Source organism: Parerythrobacter aurantius (assembly GCF_045291475.1).
GTDB lineage: Bacteria > Pseudomonadota > Alphaproteobacteria > Sphingomonadales > Sphingomonadaceae > Parerythrobacter > Parerythrobacter aurantius.
The window spans coordinates 1,972,536-1,987,907 of record NZ_CP147985.1 but is presented as its reverse complement, the minus strand read 5'-3'; the positions used below and the strand labels follow the sequence as shown (position 1 = coordinate 1,987,907).

The 15,372-nt window shown below is 65.6% G+C and carries 16 protein-coding genes and 1 tRNA gene; 9 read left to right on the top strand and 8 right to left on the bottom strand.

All coding sequences use genetic code 11. The annotated features are described in order from the left end of the window. Nucleotides 1-293 precede the first annotated feature (293 nt). Genes WAB17_RS09905 through WAB17_RS09890 form a run of 4 tightly spaced genes read left to right on the top strand, consistent with a single transcriptional unit; the run spans nucleotide 294 to nucleotide 3,235 of the window. Entirely contained in the window at nucleotides 294-1,370 is a 1,077-nt protein-coding gene (locus WAB17_RS09905; RefSeq protein WP_435417191.1) for a branched-chain amino acid aminotransferase, read from the top strand. Continuing rightward, the gene (locus WAB17_RS09900; protein ID WP_435417190.1) at nucleotides 1,367-1,663 is read left to right on the top strand and encodes a hypothetical protein; all 297 of its coding nucleotides are present in this window, start codon (nucleotides 1,367-1,369) and stop codon (nucleotides 1,661-1,663) included. The genes WAB17_RS09905 and WAB17_RS09900 overlap by 4 nt, the downstream gene beginning before the upstream one ends. Then, the gene (locus WAB17_RS09895; protein WP_435417189.1) at nucleotides 1,644-2,597 is read left to right on the top strand and encodes a rhodanese-related sulfurtransferase; all 954 of its coding nucleotides are present in this window, start codon (nucleotides 1,644-1,646) and stop codon (nucleotides 2,595-2,597) included. The genes WAB17_RS09900 and WAB17_RS09895 overlap by 20 nt, the downstream gene beginning before the upstream one ends. Continuing rightward, nucleotides 2,594-3,235 carry a glutathione S-transferase gene (locus tag WAB17_RS09890; RefSeq protein WP_435417188.1) on the top strand — a complete coding sequence of 214 codons (642 nt, stop codon included), beginning with the start codon at nucleotides 2,594-2,596 and terminating at the stop codon, nucleotides 3,233-3,235. Before WAB17_RS09895 ends, WAB17_RS09890 begins: the two co-directional genes overlap by 4 nt. Here WAB17_RS09890 and WAB17_RS09885 read toward each other — a convergent pair. Continuing rightward, entirely contained in the window at nucleotides 3,232-4,134 is a 903-nt protein-coding gene (locus WAB17_RS09885) for a LysR family transcriptional regulator (protein ID WP_435417187.1), read from the bottom strand. The two genes, WAB17_RS09890 and WAB17_RS09885, sit on opposite strands and share 4 nt — an antisense overlap. A gap of 108 nt (nucleotides 4,135-4,242) precedes the next feature. Between WAB17_RS09885 and WAB17_RS09880 the strand changes: the two genes are divergently transcribed. Together WAB17_RS09880 and WAB17_RS09875 are read left to right on the top strand one after the other, a co-directional pair. Further along, the gene (locus WAB17_RS09880; protein WP_435417186.1) at nucleotides 4,243-4,944 is read left to right on the top strand and encodes a pirin family protein; all 702 of its coding nucleotides are present in this window, start codon (nucleotides 4,243-4,245) and stop codon (nucleotides 4,942-4,944) included. 97 nt (nucleotides 4,945-5,041) lie between these two features. After that, the gene (locus WAB17_RS09875; RefSeq protein WP_435417185.1) at nucleotides 5,042-5,635 is read left to right on the top strand and encodes an FMN-dependent NADH-azoreductase; all 594 of its coding nucleotides are present in this window, start codon (nucleotides 5,042-5,044) and stop codon (nucleotides 5,633-5,635) included. 54 nt (nucleotides 5,636-5,689) lie between these two features. Here WAB17_RS09875 and WAB17_RS09870 read toward each other — a convergent pair whose 3' ends face one another. After that, nucleotides 5,690-6,055, bottom strand: a complete 366-nt coding sequence (locus WAB17_RS09870; RefSeq protein ID WP_435417184.1) for a hypothetical protein — start codon at nucleotides 6,053-6,055, stop codon at nucleotides 5,690-5,692. A 57-nt stretch (nucleotides 6,056-6,112) separates the two neighbouring features. Then, nucleotides 6,113-7,000: a DMT family transporter gene (locus WAB17_RS09865; RefSeq protein ID WP_435417183.1), complete on the bottom strand. Its 888-nt coding sequence runs from the start codon at nucleotides 6,998-7,000 to the stop codon at nucleotides 6,113-6,115. A gap of 120 nt (nucleotides 7,001-7,120) precedes the next feature. On the opposite strand from WAB17_RS09865, the gene WAB17_RS09860 reads away from it, so the two are divergent. Then, nucleotides 7,121-7,840: a hypothetical protein gene (locus WAB17_RS09860; RefSeq protein ID WP_435417182.1), complete on the top strand. Its 720-nt coding sequence runs from the start codon at nucleotides 7,121-7,123 to the stop codon at nucleotides 7,838-7,840. Between the two features lie 2 nt (nucleotides 7,841-7,842). Here the strand turns inward: WAB17_RS09860 and WAB17_RS09855 are convergent, their stop codons facing one another. Continuing rightward, complete coding sequence (locus WAB17_RS09855) at nucleotides 7,843-9,873, bottom strand: NAD(+) synthase (RefSeq protein ID WP_435419371.1); 2,031 nt, start codon at nucleotides 9,871-9,873, stop codon at nucleotides 7,843-7,845. Nucleotides 9,874-10,167: 294 nt separating this feature from the next. Then, entirely contained in the window at nucleotides 10,168-11,181 is a 1,014-nt protein-coding gene (locus WAB17_RS09850; protein WP_435417181.1) for a DNA topoisomerase IB, read from the bottom strand. A 160-nt stretch (nucleotides 11,182-11,341) separates the two neighbouring features. Between WAB17_RS09850 and yghU the strand changes: the two genes are divergently transcribed. Further along, a complete protein-coding gene (yghU, locus tag WAB17_RS09845; protein WP_435417180.1) occupies nucleotides 11,342-12,196 on the top strand; it encodes a glutathione-dependent disulfide-bond oxidoreductase in 855 nt (284 codons plus the stop codon). Between the two features lie 52 nt (nucleotides 12,197-12,248). After that, a tRNA-Gln gene (locus WAB17_RS09840) sits at nucleotides 12,249-12,323 on the top strand. A 16-nt stretch (nucleotides 12,324-12,339) separates the two neighbouring features. Here WAB17_RS09840 and WAB17_RS09835 read toward each other — a convergent pair. From WAB17_RS09835 to egtB, 3 genes are read right to left on the bottom strand one after another with little or no spacing between them, the layout of a single operon-like run. Next, complete coding sequence (locus WAB17_RS09835) at nucleotides 12,340-13,014, bottom strand: retropepsin-like aspartic protease family protein (protein WP_435417179.1); 675 nt, start codon at nucleotides 13,012-13,014, stop codon at nucleotides 12,340-12,342. Between the two features lie 49 nt (nucleotides 13,015-13,063). Then, on the bottom strand, nucleotides 13,064-14,050 hold the full coding sequence (gene egtD / locus WAB17_RS09830; RefSeq protein WP_435417178.1) for an L-histidine N(alpha)-methyltransferase: 987 nt from the start codon (nucleotides 14,048-14,050) through the stop codon (nucleotides 13,064-13,066). After that, entirely contained in the window at nucleotides 14,050-15,294 is a 1,245-nt protein-coding gene (gene egtB, locus WAB17_RS09825) for an ergothioneine biosynthesis protein EgtB (RefSeq protein ID WP_435417177.1), read from the bottom strand. Before egtB ends, egtD begins: the two co-directional genes overlap by 1 nt. Between the last annotated feature and the right edge of the window lie 78 nt (nucleotides 15,295-15,372).

The following is a 15,372-nucleotide window of genomic DNA, read 5'->3' as shown; positions in this document are numbered from 1 at the left end:
GCCGCTGACCATGCGAAGGGCAGCACACCCGAGGGTGGCGCTGCCCTTCTCATTTGTTGGGTTACGCACCTGCCTCTGCAGGTGCATCCTCGCGGCTATTCCTTCGCTTCGCTACGGGCCGCTGCGGGCGGCCTTGCAGATGGCCTTTGGCCAGCTGCGTCTTCGACTTCGCTTCCGGCCTTGCGGCACCTCCACCGGTGCCGATCGGGGCGGCATTCGCGTTAGTTCGCCGTGCATAGCTCCCAAGCTTTCATCTCTTGCCCTGCAACTTGCCGGATACTATCCGCCCGCAGATGCACTTTACGACGCTTCCCCACCCTGCCCCGATGCCCGCAGACGAGCGCGATGCGCGGCTGGCCGACCCTGGTTTCGGCACGCTGTTTTCCGATCACATGGTCACCATCGACTATGACGAGGATGCGGGCGGCTGGCAGGATGGCGTCGTCGGCCCGCGCGGGCCGATCGCGCTCGATCCGGCAGCGGCGGTGCTGCACTATGCGCAGGAAATCTTCGAAGGGCTGAAGGCCTACAAGCAGCCCGGTGGCGGTGTCGCGCTGTTCCGGCCCGAGGCCAATGCGGCTCGTTTCAACGCCAGCGCCGACCGGCTGGCCATGCCGCACCTGCCGGAAAAGCTGTTCATCGAAGCGATCCGGCAATTGCTCGCAGTCGACAAGGACTGGTTCCCGACCGTCGAAGGCGGCTCGCTGTATCTCCGGCCTTTCATGATCGCGACCGAGGCTTTCCTCGGCGTGCGCCCGGCGAAAAAGTACAAGTTCATCGTCATCGCTTCGCCGGCGGGCAATTACTTCAAGTCGGGCGCCAAGGCGGTCAGCATCTGGATTTCGGACTACACCCGCGCCGCGCCCGGCGGCACCGGGGCGGCCAAGTGTGGCGGCAATTATGCCGCCAGCCTCGTCCCCACCGGTCAGGCCTTTGCCAAGGGGCATGACCAGGTGCTGTTCCTCGATGCGGTGGAGCGCAAGTGGGTCGAGGAATTGGGCGGCATGAACCTGTTCTTCGTGTTCGACGACGGCCGCGTCATCACCCCGCCGCTTACCGGCACGATCCTGCCCGGGATCACCCGCAACAGCCTGATTACCCTGCTGCGCGAGGAAGGGCTGAACGTCTCGGAGGAAATGTATTCCATCGACCAGTGGCGCGCCGATGCGGAAAGCGGCCGGCTGGTCGAAGTCATGGCCTGCGGGACCGCAGCGGTGGTGACGGCGGTCGGCAAGGTCGCCGGGCCCGACGGCGAGTTCACCATCGGCGCCGGCGGCATCGGCCAGACCACCGCCAAGCTGCGCGAAAAGCTGGTCGGTATCCAGACCGGCACGGTTTCGGATACGCATGGCTGGGTGATGAAGGTATGATAGCAACTGCAAGCCTGATCCCGCTCGCCTTTCTCGTCGGGCAAGTTGCGGCAATGGAACCCATCATCTGGTTGGATGAAAGCCGGGTCAAAGTCTCTGCGGAAATCAGGAACCCAGACAGTCCCATCGACCATGCCAACGCACAAATGCGGCTTATGCAACTGGCAAAGAAGGCATGTCGCAAGATAGGCAGACCCGTTTCCGAGGGAACCCTCGAACTTGATGAAAACGGCGCAGAAGGCAAAGCTCGGCGTTTAGTTCTGAGCGAAGTCTATGTCTGCGTCGCCGACTGACCACCCCATCACCGTCGCCGCGCTTTATCACTTCACGCGGTTCGAGGACCCGGCGGCGCTGCGGGGGCCGCTGCTGGCCGCGTGCGAGGAGGCCGGGATCAAGGGCACGCTGCTGCTCGCGCGCGAGGGGATCAACGGGACTATCGCGGGATCGCACAATGGCATCGGCGCAGTGCTCGGCCATATCCGCAAGCTGCCCGGATGCGCCGGGCTGGAAGTCAAATTCAGCCATGCGGAAGCTCCGCCCTTCCATCGCATGAAGGTGCGGCTGAAGGCCGAGATCGTCACCATGGGCGAGCCCGATATCGACCCCACGCTCAGTGTCGGCCACTATGTCGATCCGCATGACTGGAACGCGCTGATCAGCGACCCTGACACCGTCGTCATCGACACCCGCAACGATTACGAGGTCGCCGCCGGAACCTTCCGCGGCGCGCTCGATCCGCAAACGAAGAGCTTCCGCGAATTTCCCGAATGGTTCCGCGCCCACCGCGAGGAACTGGAAGGCAAGAAGATCGCCATGTTCTGCACCGGCGGTATCCGCTGCGAGAAATCGACCAGCTTCCTGCGCTCCGAAGGTATCGAGGAGGTCTATCACCTCAAGGGCGGCATCCTGAAATATCTCGAGGAGGTGCCCGAGGAGCAGACGCTGTGGGACGGCGAATGCTTCGTCTTCGACGAGCGGGTGACAGTGAAACACGGGCTTGAAGTGGGCACCCACGCGATGTGCCGCGCCTGCCGCCGCCCGGTCAGCCCCGAGGCGCAGCAATCGCCAGACTATGTGGAAGGCGTCAGCTGCCCCGCCTGCATCGACGAGCGCGACGAGGCCCAGCGCGCCCGCTACACCGAGCGCCAGCGGCAGGAAGAACTCGCCCGGCAGCGCGGCAAGAGCCATGTGGGTGCGGAGTTTCCAGCGGGGGACGGGGACGCGTGACCGGCCTGCCGGTCCTCTACAGCTTCCGCCGCTGCCCCTATGCCATGCGCGCGCGGATGGCGCTGCGGATAAGCGGCACACGCTGCGAGCTGCGCGAGGTCAAGCTGGCCGACAAGCCAGAGGCGATGCTCGCCGCCTCGCCCAAGGGGACCGTGCCGGTACTGCTCCTCCCCGGCGGAGAAGTGATCGAGGAAAGCCTCGCCATCACGCGCTGGGCGCTGGACCGAAACGATCCGGAAGGCTGGCTCGGGGGCGACGATCCCGCCCTCATCAGCCTGTGCGACGGACCCTTCAAATACCATCTCGACCGCTACAAATACCCGGATCGCTATTCCGATGAGCCGGGCCATGCTCGCACCGATCATCGCGGCGAAGGCCTCGCCATCCTGAGCGACCTGAGCTTTCGCCTCGCGGGCCGCCACCAGCTGATGGGCAAGGCGCGCACCCTTGCCGATATCGCGCTGTTCCCCTTCGTCCGACAGTTCGCCAATACCGACCGCGACTGGTTCGATGCGCAGCCCATCCCGGACCTGCAGCGCTGGCTCGACGGCCACCTCGACTCGGACCTGTTCCTCGGCGTTATGGACAAGTTCACGCCTTGGAAGCCGGGGGATGCCCCGGTCGTCTGGCGCGGCTAAGCCGGGCACTCCCCAAGCCGGTCCCGAAACGCATCGATCAGCCAGCTGGTCGCCGGGCCGGGCCGCGCATCGCGCCGCCACATTGCGCTGAGAGTGTATTGCGCGCCGGGCTTTTCCGGCAGGTCGAGCTCCACCAGTGCGCCGCTCGCAAGATCACCGCGCACCATATGGCGGGGCATGTTGCCCCAGCCGATCCCTTCGCGCAGCAGCGCGTGCTTGGCCCCGATATCGCCGGTCTTCCAGCGCAAGGGGCTGAGGACGGAGAAATCGCGCCCCTCGGTCAGCGAGGAACGGTCGGTCAGGATCAGCTGCAGATGCTCGCGGCTCTCGCCCGGCTTTACGCCTGGTCGCGCCAGCGGATGATCGGGCGCGGCGACAGGGACCAGTTCGACCTCGCCGATGGCCTGCCGCTCGATCAGCGGGTGCTCGCCGATCACCGGGCCGCCGATGGCGAGTTGCGCCTCGTTCTCCAGCAGGCAGGCGGCGACCGCCCCGAGCCCCTCGACCTGCAGTTCGAGAGCGACGGTCGGGAACATCTGGCGGAAGTCGCGCAGCACCCGCGCGGTCGCGTCACCCGGGACCATGATGTCGACCACCAGGCCGACGTCGCTTTCCAGCCCGGCATGCAGGCTGCGGGTCTTGGCGAGCAGGGCGTCGCTGCGGTCGGCGATTGCTCGCGCTTCGGGCAGCAACCCGAGCCCGGCCTCGGTCAGCTCGGGCTTGCGCGAGCCTTCGCGGGCGAAGAGCGTCACCCCCAGTTGCGCCTCCATCTGCGCCACGCCGTAGCTGATGGCGGAGATTGCCCGCCCCATCCGCCGCGCCGCGCCGCCGAAGCTGCCCTCCTCCGCCACGGCGAGGAAGATGCGAAGCTGGTCGAGGCTGGGCTCACCGATTTTCATCGTTCGGATTTCCTGAACATCTTGCCGTGATTTATCGCACTTATCCATTGGAACGCCAAGGCCTATCTCCGCGTCAATGGAATGAACCCTCAACAGAGGAGACACGAAATGATCGAACTCAGGCCCTTCGAAAGCCTCGGCGCTGCCAACCACGGCTGGCTCGATGCGCACCACCACTTTTCGTTTGCGGGCTACCACGATCCGGCACGGGTCAACTGGGGTGCCTTGCGCGTCTGGAACGACGACACCATCGCGCCGAACACCGGCTTCCCGCCGCACCCGCACAACGACATGGAGATCATTACCTATGTCCGCACCGGGGCCATCACCCACCGCGACAGCATGGGCAACGAAGGCCGCACCGAAGCGGGTGACGTGCAGGTGATGAGCGCAGGCAACGGCGTGCGCCACTCCGAATGGAACGCCGAGGATGAGGAAACCACGCTGTTTCAGCTGTGGATCATCCCGTCCGAGCGCGGCGGCGAACCGAGCTGGGGCGCGCGCAAGTTCCCCAAGGACGAGCGCAGCGGGCAGTTCGTGGCCCTCGCCAGCGGCGCGGCCAATGACGATGACGCGCTCCGCATCCGCACCGATGCCCGCGTGCTCGGCGCGACGGTCAAGGCGGGCGAGAGCGTGACCTACACCCCGGCCGATCCCTCGCGGCATCTTTACCTTGTCCCGGCGACAGGCCGCGTGAAGGTGGAAGACGTCGAGGCAAAGGCGCGCGACGGGGTCGCCATCACCCGGCAGGCGAGCGTCACCATCACGGCGCTCGAAGACAGCGAACTGGTGCTCGTCGACGCGGCATGATCTGCCGCCCGGCGCTGCACCCGGCCCTGCCCCGCTTATCCTCCCCCTCCCTCCCCCGGCGGGGCAGGGCCACCCGATCCCTTCAAGGAGACTTCCGATGACCCATATCCTCCACATCACCGCCAGCATCCGCAGCGACGACCAGTCCGTAACCCGCAGCCTGTCGAACAGGCTGGTGGAAAGGCTCGCCGCCGACGGCGCGACCGTCACCGTCCGCGATCTCGCGCAGAACGACCTGCCCTTCATCGATGCCGACCGCTTCGCCGCGAACCTCGCGCCCTATGCCGACCGCACCGACGAACAGCACGGCCTCGCGAAGATCGGCGACACGCTGATCGAGGAACTCAAGGCGGCCGACGTGATCGTGTTCGGCGTGCCGATCTACAATTTCTCGGTGCCCGCCACGGTCAAGGCTTGGGCCGACCTTGTCGCCCGTGCCGGCACCACCTTCGCTTACACGGCAGAAGGCCCCAAGGGCCTGCTCGAAGGCAAGAAGGCCTATCTCGCCATCGCCAGCGGCGGCACGCCGGTCGGCGGCGCGGCCGACTTCATGACCCCGTGGCTGACCTTCTTCCTCGGCTTCCTCGGCATCCACGACGTCGAGACGGTCTATGCCGACGGCATAATGGGCGAAGGTGGGGAGGAGAAGATCGCCGCGGCCCACGAACAGGTCGAGCGTCTGGCCGCGTAACGGCACCGCCCTTTGTGCGGGCGCAGAAGAAATGCCGGAGGTGATCGGTCGCCGCTATTGCGGACCGCCGTTCGCCTCCGGCTTGCGGGTGAAGCGGGCAAGATCGATCTGGCTCTGCAAGGCACGGCTGAAGGTTTCCAGTTCGCTCGCCTCGCTGTCCGAGAGCCCGTCTTCGTCGAACCGGTCCGCCAGGTTGCCGAGCAACCTGACCTGTCGCTTCAGGCCCCGGGCCTCGCTCCGGGAAAGCGTACCGGCCTCCCGCCCGCTGGAAATCTGCTCTTTCAACTGCCGTTCCTGCCGGGCAACTTCTAGCCTTTCGGCGCTGAATGCAGTTGATGCATAGATGCCGACATCCGGCGAGCTGGCACAACCTGCCAATGCCGCCATCACCATTACGATTGCACTTGCGCTTGCCCGCATCGACTTTCTCCCTCGCAGGTCATTCGTACGGAGAAGCTGAATTGCAACTGAAGCGGCTCAGAACCGCACCCGCACCAGCAAGGGCTTGAACAGCGACCGGCTCGGGCGGAGGAGGATAATCGCGACCCCCGCGATCGCCAGCGCCGCCCCGATCAACAGGCGCGGGCCGATCGTGTCACCCGTCAGCCACGCGCCGAAGCCGATGGTGAGCAAGGGCGTCATCAGCGTCAGCGGCACCAGCAGATTGGCATCGTGCCGCTGCAGCAGGTGGTAATAGGCCGAGTGTGCCCCGACCGATACCACGAGGCCGGCAAAGGCAACGCAGGCCAGCACCTCCCATGGCGCGGCGGCCACTGCGGCGAACTGCCCGCTTTCCAGTCCGAACGAGAGCGGGAACAGGAAAGCGATCGAGGCGAGGCCCGCCCACGCCTGCATCTCCACCGCGCCGATCTCGATCCGCTTGAAGAACACCGCGCCCAACGCACCGACCACGACCTCGCCGAACAGGTAGAGCAGGCCGATGCCACTCTCCATCCCGGCCGGCGAGGCCATGGCGAACAGCACTCCGCCGAAGGCCAGCGCCATCCCCAGCATCCGCCGCCAGCGGACCTCTTCCTTGAGGATCAGGATCGCGAACAGCACGGTCAGCGGCGCCCCGGTGAGGTTGACGACGCCCGCCGCCGACGGGCTGGCGCTTTGCAAGCCGACGAACATCAGCCCGAACGATCCGCCGCTGATGGCGAGGCCCACCAGCAGCACGCGCACGATATCGCCCGGCACCCGCCGCAGGAACGGTACCAGCGCCGCCGCGACCATGACCGACCTCAGCGCGGCATAGAACAGCGGCGGGACGCCGTAATCGTCCACCGCCCACTTGCTGACGACGACATTCAGCGCCCAAACGACATTGCAGGCCATGATGATCGCGAAACTGGCGGGGTTCATCTGGCTTTTCCCTCTCCGCGTAACCTGTCTTCAGGAAGAAACCATCCCTCGCGGCCCTGTTGCCATAATTGGTTCATTTGCACGCGTTATCCGGACAGCTGCGAAAAAGGGAGCAAGGTCATGCGGGTCGCGATTACTACCAGTGCAGTTCTGGTCGTAGTAGCCATTGCTTCAGCCGGAAGCCTGTCGGCGGAAGAACCGGCCGTCGCCTACGACTACCGTGAACGAACCCGACAAATCGCCTTCGACCCAGGACGGTTTTTCGATGGTGGATCGGCCCAGCCCCCTTATATGTCTATCATCTATTCCGGCGACGACTACGGGTACCCGGTCTACTCTATCGCAGTGCGCAAGGGTTGCACGAGCAGAGATACGGGGGACGCTCGCAAGACATGTGGCAAGCGTATGGTCGCCCGCATGGTCCGTTCTCCTGGAGATGGTGAGACGGAGCGGCCACGCTGGCGCGGAGCGAAGCTGTTCGCGGCATTGGCCAAGCAGAATCCGACCGATGACGACCAGCTGGTTGCCGCGCTCGACGGCTATGGATTGGAATGGCTGGAAGCCGATATCGGCGCATGCCGGAGTGCTCTCGATCATCTCGCGCGGAAGAATGTCTCCTTCTTCAACGATCCAGCCGTGGGCGAGCTGTCTCTCGTGCTGCATGCCGACAAGATCACTTTCGACTACCGCAGCGAGTACCTTGCTCACACCCGTTATTACGGCCAGATCAAGCCGGAAAACGCCGGGGGGTGGGCAGCCGCTTTCGCTTCGAGCCTGGAGCCGTGCTGGGTTCCATCTGCCGCTCCGAAGCCTTGGCTTGAACAGGCCACGGGCGGCTGACATTACACTTCCGGCACGTTTTCGCGCAGTTCCGCCAGCCACAGTTCGGCGACAGCGTCGCTGGGTGCGCGCCAGTCGCCGCGGGGGCTGAGCGCGCCGCCGGCGCTGACCTTGGGTCCGTTGGGCAGCGCGCTGCGCTTGAACTGGCTGAACTGGAAGAAGCGCCACAGGAACTTCTCCAGCCAGTGGCGGATGGTGGCGAGCGTGTAGTGCCCCTTCGCCTCTTCCGGAAACCCCGCCGGCCACAGCCCGGCCTCAGCATCCTTCCACGCATGCCATGCGAGGAACGCGACCTTGCTGGGCGACTGGCCGTAGCGGATGATATGGTGGAGGAAGAAGTCGTTGAGCTCGTAAGGCCCGATGATGCTCTCGGTGCTCTGAATCGCGCCGTCGGCCCCGGGCGGGACCAGTTCGGGCGAGATTTCCTGGTCGAGGATGGCACTCAAGACAGCGCCCGCCTCGTCGGAGAACTGCCCGGTCTGGACGGCCCAGCGGATGAGGTACTGGATCAGCGTCTTGGGCACCCCGCTGTTGACGCCGTAGTGGCTCATGTGGTCGCCCACGCCATAGGTGCACCAGCCAAGCGCCAGTTCGGACATGTCGCCGGTGCCGACGACCCACCCCTTGTGCTGCCCCGCGAGGCGGAAGAGGTAGTCGGTCCTGAGGCCCGCCTGCACGTTTTCGAAGGTCGTGTCGTAAACCGGCTCTCCGTCCGCGAAGGCGTGGCCGATGTTTTCCAGCATAGTCCTCGCGGTCGGGCGGATGTCGATTTCTTCGCCTGTGATCTCCATCGCACGCATCAGCTTCCACGCGTTGGACTTGGTGCCCTCGGAGGTCGCAAAGCCGGGCATGGTGTAGCCGCGAATGGCCGTGCGCGGCATCCCAAGCCGGTCGCACGCCTTGGCCGCGACGATCAGCGCGTGAGTGCTGTCGAGCCCGCCCGAAATGCCGATGACGAGGCTCTGCGGTTTCGTCGCCTCGATCCGACGCATCAGCGCATCGACCTGGATGTTGAACGCCTCGTAGCAATCCTCGTCCAGCCGGTGCTGGCGGTTGGGGACGAAGGGGAAGCGCGCGACCGGGCGGACAAGGCCGATGTCGCCGGCGGCGACTGAATGGGTGAAACGGACGCTGCGGTAGCTGTTCTCGGGTCGCCCCTCATGCTCGGCCGCATCGGCGAAGGTGCCGTTGCGGATGCGCTCTGCAAGGATACGCTGGGTATCGATATCGCTGATGCAGAGTTCGGCTTCCAGATCGAAGCGGGCGCTTTCGACCAGCAAATCGCCCACCTCGTAGATCATGCCCTGCCCGTCCCACGCGAGGTCGGTCGTGCTTTCGCCGTGCCCGCTGGCCGAGTAGGCATAGGCGCAAATGCCGCGCGCGGAGGAGGCACGGGCGAGCAGGTGCCGCTCGTCCGACTTGCCGACGGCGATGTTCGAGGCGCTTAGGTTGAGCACGATCGTCGCCCCGGCGAGCGCAGCCATGATGCCGGGCGGGTGCGGCGACCAGTAATCCTCGCAGATCTCGATCCCGAAGGTGAAGCCCTTCAGGTTGTCGGCGGCAAAGACGAGGTCGGTGCCGAAGGGGACTGTGTCGCCCGCAACCTCGATCTCCAGCCCCGTGCAGCCGCGGCCATGGGCGAACCAGCGCTTCTCGTAATATTCGCGGTAATTGGGAAGGAAACTCTTGGGCACCACCCCCAGCAGTCGCCCGCCTGCAATCGCCAGCGCGCAATTGTAGAGCTTGCCATTGCGGCGCAGCGGCGCGCCGACCACCAGCACCGGTGTCAGATCGCGGCTCGCCTCCACCAGCGCGCCCACCGCCCGCTCGACCGCATCGAGCAGCGCCTGCTGCAAGTGCAGATCGTCGATGGCGTAGGCGCTGAGGCCGAGTTCGGGATAGAGCAGCAAGTCGACGTGGCTGCCATGCGCCTTGCGTGCTTCGGCCAGCGTGCCTTCGAGGTTGAAGGCGACATCGGCCGTGCGCAGTTGCGGCGTGCTGGTCGCCACCCGGACGAAGCCATGGCGGTGCATGTCGTAGAACCCTTGCGCGGAGTCCGTCGTCTTGCCGGTATCCCCGGTATCCCGCACCGGCTCGACCCAGTCGGCCGGTTCGCAGATACCCATCTCTGCCAAACGTTTCTGCACCGGCGGACGGGCGATCTTGCCCTTCGCCTCCCATCCGTAGACCGTCCGGCTGGCCCACGGCTCGGGCGCGCCGTACCGTTCGCCGAATTCCTCGGCGGAAAGGGGCGGATCATGGGCTTCGCGCCACGCGCGGATTTTCTGGCCGGCTTTATGCATGAGCCTTGGTATCCTTAAAGGATACTAGGCTGCAAGCAGTTCTTGCGCCGCCGGGGCCTCCTCCAGCAAGTCCAGCAGCGCACGTTCCTCGCGCGTCAGCCAGCGGGTGGCGCGCGGCAGAGTGGTGTTTTCCCGCCAGTTTGCCTGATCCTCGACCAGGGCAATCACGGCGGGGTGGATATAGCTTTTGCGCGCAATCGCCGGCGTGTTGCCGAGCTTCTGCGAGACGCATTCCAGCATGTATTTCAGCGGCACCTTGTCCTCCGCCTCATGCAGGCAGGTCAGTCCCATGACGCTCGCATGCCAAGTGCGGAAATTCTTGGCAGTGAAATCCTCGCCCATCGTCTCGCGGAGGTACTCGTTGACGTCGCTCGATCCGACCGCCTGCAATTCGCCCGCGGCATCGAGATACTGGAACACGTGCTGTCCGGGCAGGTCCTGCATCCGCCGTACCACCCGGGCGAGGCTGGCATCGGTCACCGTCACTTCCTGCAGCTTGCCCGCCTTGCCCTTGTAGCGCAGGCGCAGCGTGTGCCCCGTGACCTCGGCATGGCGCTGGCGCAGCGTGGTCGCACCGAAGCTCTCGTTCGCCTGCGCATAGCCTTCGTTGCCGACGCGCACCGCGCCCAGATCCAGCAGGCGTACCACGCTGGCAATGGCGCGTTCGCGCGTCAGCTTGCGTTCGGCGAGGTCCTCCTCGACCCGCTTGCGAACCAGCGGCAACAGATTGCCGAAGGCGAGGCAGCCGTCGAACTTCTCGCTTTCGCGCGCGTTGCGGAAATCGGGGTGATAGCGGTACTGCTTGCGCCTCTTGTCGTCATAACCGGTGGCAAGGATATGGCCGTTGTCCGCCGGGCAGAACCACGCATCGCGATAGGCCGGCGGCAGGGCGATGGCGTTGAGCCGGGCCCGCTCGGCCCGATCAGCAATGAGCTTGCCCTTCGGATCGTAATAGGACCAGCCCTTGCCCGCGCGCTTGCGGGTTATGCCCGGAAGGCTGTCGTCGACATAGATGAGGTGCGAGGGTTGCGTTGCCATATTCCGCCAACCACCGATGTCGGCTGCCGGTTCCGGCGCAGCTTGCGATTGGCGGTCAAGATGGCTGACTAGACCTGAAAGCAAAGCTGCCTGCCACGCGCCTTGCCGCAGGGCGACAATCTGCCCAACTGGACGCCTGACAACAGAGGAGCCGCTGCGCATGTCCGATACCGAATACACCCCGCCCGCCGTCTGGAGCTGGAACAAGGAATCGGGCGGGCGCTTCGCCGCCATCAACCGGCCGACCGCAGGTGCGCAGTCGGACAGGCCGTTGCCGGTGGGCGAGCATCCCTTCCAGCTCTATTCGCTCGGCACGCCCAACGGGGTGAAGGCGACGATCATGTTCGAAGAACTGCTCGAACTCGGCCACAGCGACGCGGAATACGATGCTTGGCTGATCAACATCGGCGAAGGCGACCAGTTCGGCAGCGGCTTCGTCGGCCTCAATCCCAACTCCAAGATCCCGGCGCTCGAGGATCGCAGCGGGCCGACGCCGTTCCGCATCTTCGAATCGGGCGCGATCCTGATGCACCTGGCGGAAAAGTTCGGCGCCTTCCTGCCGACCGACGCGGCGGCGCGCGCCGAGGTGCTTAGCTGGCTGTTCTGGCAGGTCGGCAGCGCCCCCTTCATCGGCGGCGGCTTCGGCCACTTCTACGCCTACGCCCCGATCAAGATCGAATACGCCATCGACCGCTATTCGATGGAAACCAAGCGCCTGTTCGACGTCGCCGACAAGCGGCTGGCGGAAAGCCGCTACCTGGGCGGCGACGACTACACGATCGCCGATATCGCCACCTACCCGTGGTTCGCGCTGTTCGTGAAGGGGCTCGCCTATAACGACGCCAGGACCTTCCTCTCGATCGACGAATACACCCACGTCGCGCGCTGGGTGAACGAGATCGCCCAGCGACCCGGCGTGCGCCGCGGACAGATCGTCAACCGGGCCATGGGCGACGACAACAGGAAGCTGCCCGAACGCCATTCGGCCAGCGACTTCGAGGGCAAGGATATTTGAACCTTTGCCCTTGCCCACGGGGTGCGGCGCGCTATAGAGCGCGCCACCTTGCTGGGGTGTAGCCAAGCGGTAAGGCAGCGGTTTTTGGTACCGCCATGCGCAGGTTCGAATCCTGCCACCCCAGCCAGTTTTCCTGGCCAGCCCTATTCCGCGAACGTCGTCTCTGGCTGCGGGTTGTTCGGCACCAGCACCAGCACCCCTTGCTGCACCTTCCATTCGGCCAGGCGGCTGAGCAGGTTCATCCCGATCACGTTCATGTCGCCGATGTTGGGCGCGATCACCGTGTCGAGCCCGCGCGCCGCGACGTTGCCGAAGCGCAGTTCGTCGATCACGGCCAGCGGCGCCTCGATCGTGCCGTTGGCGGTGTTGAGCTGGATCGGCGGATGGCCTTCGCGCGGCAGCACGCCGGCCCGCTGGGCGGTGGCCGTGGATATGGTGGTGAGCGTTGCGCCCGTGTCGACCATGAAACGCGCTTCGGTGCCGTTGACGCTGGCACGCAGCCAGTAATGCCCGTCGGGCGACAGCGGCACGCGGGTCTCGCGGCCTTCGACCACCTGTTCCGGCAGGCCCATGTCGGCCATCGCGACGTCGAACCGCGGGTCGAAGCGGGCAAACTGCAGCACAACGGTGCTCAGCACACCGACAAGGGCAAGAGTGCTGAGGCCGCGCACCAGGCCGCCGAGCGGGATCCGCTGGCGGATCATCATGCTGCCGACCCAGCCGACCACGAGAGCGGCCAGCGCGGCAATCAGCAAGGTGCTTCGCGGCGTCGTAGCGACGATTTCGGCAAAGGCGGCGATGACAGTGTCGGTGTTCACGGGCCCTATATAGGACATCGCCCTTGGCAATTCCATGAACGCCCGAAGGTCAGGGTGCGCTGCGTTGCCGGGCCGCGCGCGCCAGGATCAGGCTGAACAAGCCCCTGCTGTCGAGCCAGCGTTCGACCGGGGTCCAGCCGCCGGCGTTGAGCAGCATGTTGGCACTGCGCCGCGTGAACTTGTGGCTGTTTTCCGTATGGATCGATTCGCCGGCCCGCATGGCGAAGGGCCGCCCCGCGACTTCGAACGCGATGTCGCTTTGTGCCACAAGGTGCATTTCGATGCGGGCGAAATCGTCGTCCCAGCGCGCTTCGTGGCGGAGGTTGTCGACCGGGATGGTGCCGCCAAGCTCGCGATTGACCCGGCGGACGAGGTTGCGGTTGAACTCGGCCGTCACGCCCCGGGCATCGTCATAGGCCGCGACCAGCACGTCCCGGTCCTTCACCAGGTCCATCCCGATCAGCAGCAGGGCATCGTCGCCGAGCGTCTCGCGCATCGAGCGCAGCAGGTCGACCGCCGTCCGCGGCACCATGTTGCCGATCGTCGAGCCCGGGAAGAACCCCAGCTTGGGCAGGCCGCCGACTTCGGCGGGCAGCTCGACCCGGCGCATGAAATCCGCTTCGACCGGATAGACCGGCAGGCCGGGGAAGCCCGCGCTCAGTTCCTCGGCCGAGGCGCGCAGGAAATCGCCCGCAATATCGAGCGGGACATAGGCGGCCGGATCGATCTGGCTGAGCAGCAGCGGCGTCTTGACGGACGAGCCGCTACCGAATTCGACCACCGCACGGCCGGCCCCGATCGTCCGCGCGAAGTCGGCACCATGCGACTTGAGGATCTCGGTCTCCGCCCGGGTCGGGTAATATTCCTCCAGCCCGGTAATGTCCTCGAAGAGCTGCGAACCGGCATCGTCGTAGAGCCAGCGCGCGGGGATCGCCTTTTGCGGCTCGGCAAGGCCCGCCAGGACATCGAGCCGGAATGCCTTGTTCACGCCTTCATCGTCCAGTTCCACGAGCCGCAGCTGGTTGCGCGTTGCCATCACTGATCCTTTGCAAGGCGCAGGCCGGTGAATTGCCAACGCTGGTGGGGGTAGAAGAAATTGCGATAGCTGGCGCGCGAATGGCCGCGCGGCGTGGCGCAGCTCGCCCCGCGCAGGACCACCTGGCCGCTCATGAACTTGCCGTTGTATTCCCCCACCGCGCCCGGCGGCGGGGTATAGCGCGGATAGGGAAGATAGGCGCTGCGGGTGAATTGCCAGCAGTCGCCGTACAGGCTGGCAGAGCCGATCGGCGCGGCGGGACCGGCGGCATCGAGCTGGTTGCCTCCGGCGGGGTCATGCGACCGGGCGATGGCTTCCCACTCGAATTCGGTCGGAAGGCGCGCGCCGGCCCAGCTGGCAAAGGCATCGGCCTCGTAGAACGAGATATGCGTCACGGGCGCGTCGGGGTCGCGCGGCTTCCAGCCCTGCAGGGTGAAATGCTCGTCCTCGCGCCAGTAATCGGGTGCGGCGATACCGTTCGCCTGCACCCACGCCCAGCCGTCCGACAGCCACAGCGACGCGGTGCGATAGCCGCCATCGTCGATGAAGGCCTGCCACTCGGCGTTGCTTACCAGCGTGCCGGCGAGTGCGAACGGTTCGAGCAAAACCCGATGCCGGGGACCTTCGTTGTCGAAGGCGAAACCGGCACTGTCATCCGTTTCGTCGTGGCCGATCATGGCGATGCCGCCGGGATGCGCCAGCCATTCGCGGATCCGCTCCGAAGCTGGCGCGGGGCTGCCGTCCCACATCGCCGGGCCGAGCGGGTTCTGGAAAAGCGCGTGCTTGATGTCGGTCAGCAACAATTCCTGGTGCTGCTGCTCGTGCGCGATGCCCAGTTCGATCAGCCCGTGCAAATCCGCACGCCCGAGCAGCGCTTCCATCGCCTCGGTCACATGCGCGCGATACGCCAGCACTTCGCCCAGCGACGGCCGGGTGATCATGCCCCGGCGGGCGCGGGCGTGCCGTTTCCCCTCGGCCTCGTAATAGCTGTTGAACAGGAAGGGATAGCCTTCGTCGAACAGGCGATAGCCCGGCGCATGGTCGCGCAACAGGAAGGTTTCCCAGAACCAGGTGACATGGGCGAGATGCCATTTGGCGGGCGAGGCATCGTCCATCGACTGGATGGTCGCGTCGGCCTCGCTCAGCGGCGCGGCGAGCGCTTCGGTCAGCGCCCTCGCAGCACGGAACCGCGCTGCGAGAGTCTCGCCCGGTTCATGCTGTTGCTGTGCCGTTTGCGGAGCCAAGCGAGCCTCCCCCCAGTCCCGTCCAATCCGCATGATGCGCCCGAACGGTTACATAAGAAAGGCTTAGGGTCGAATTGG

Coding starts and splice junctions, on each gene's coding strand:
- WAB17_RS09900 (WP_435417190.1), top strand. CDS start 1,367: ATGATAGCAACTGCAAGCCTGATCCCGCTCGCCTTTCTCGTCGGGCAA.
- WAB17_RS09850 (WP_435417181.1), bottom strand. CDS start 11,181: ATGGCAACGCAACCCTCGCACCTCATCTATGTCGACGACAGCCTTCCG.
- egtD (WP_435417178.1), bottom strand. CDS start 14,050: ATGGCAACGCGCAACCAGCTGCGGCTCGTGGAACTGGACGATGAAGGC.
- WAB17_RS09855 (WP_435419371.1), bottom strand. CDS start 9,873: ATGCACCGCCATGGCTTCGTCCGGGTGGCGACCAGCACGCCGCAACTG.
- yghU (WP_435417180.1), top strand. CDS start 11,342: ATGTCCGATACCGAATACACCCCGCCCGCCGTCTGGAGCTGGAACAAG.
- WAB17_RS09875 (WP_435417185.1), top strand. CDS start 5,042: ATGACCCATATCCTCCACATCACCGCCAGCATCCGCAGCGACGACCAG.
- WAB17_RS09885 (WP_435417187.1), bottom strand. CDS start 4,134: ATGAAAATCGGTGAGCCCAGCCTCGACCAGCTTCGCATCTTCCTCGCC.
- WAB17_RS09880 (WP_435417186.1), top strand. CDS start 4,243: ATGATCGAACTCAGGCCCTTCGAAAGCCTCGGCGCTGCCAACCACGGC.
- WAB17_RS09860 (WP_435417182.1), top strand. CDS start 7,121: ATGCGGGTCGCGATTACTACCAGTGCAGTTCTGGTCGTAGTAGCCATT.
- WAB17_RS09865 (WP_435417183.1), bottom strand. CDS start 7,000: ATGAACCCCGCCAGTTTCGCGATCATCATGGCCTGCAATGTCGTTTGG.
- WAB17_RS09895 (WP_435417189.1), top strand. CDS start 1,644: ATGTCTGCGTCGCCGACTGACCACCCCATCACCGTCGCCGCGCTTTAT.
- WAB17_RS09870 (WP_435417184.1), bottom strand. CDS start 6,055: ATGCGGGCAAGCGCAAGTGCAATCGTAATGGTGATGGCGGCATTGGCA.
- WAB17_RS09905 (WP_435417191.1), top strand. CDS start 294: ATGCACTTTACGACGCTTCCCCACCCTGCCCCGATGCCCGCAGACGAG.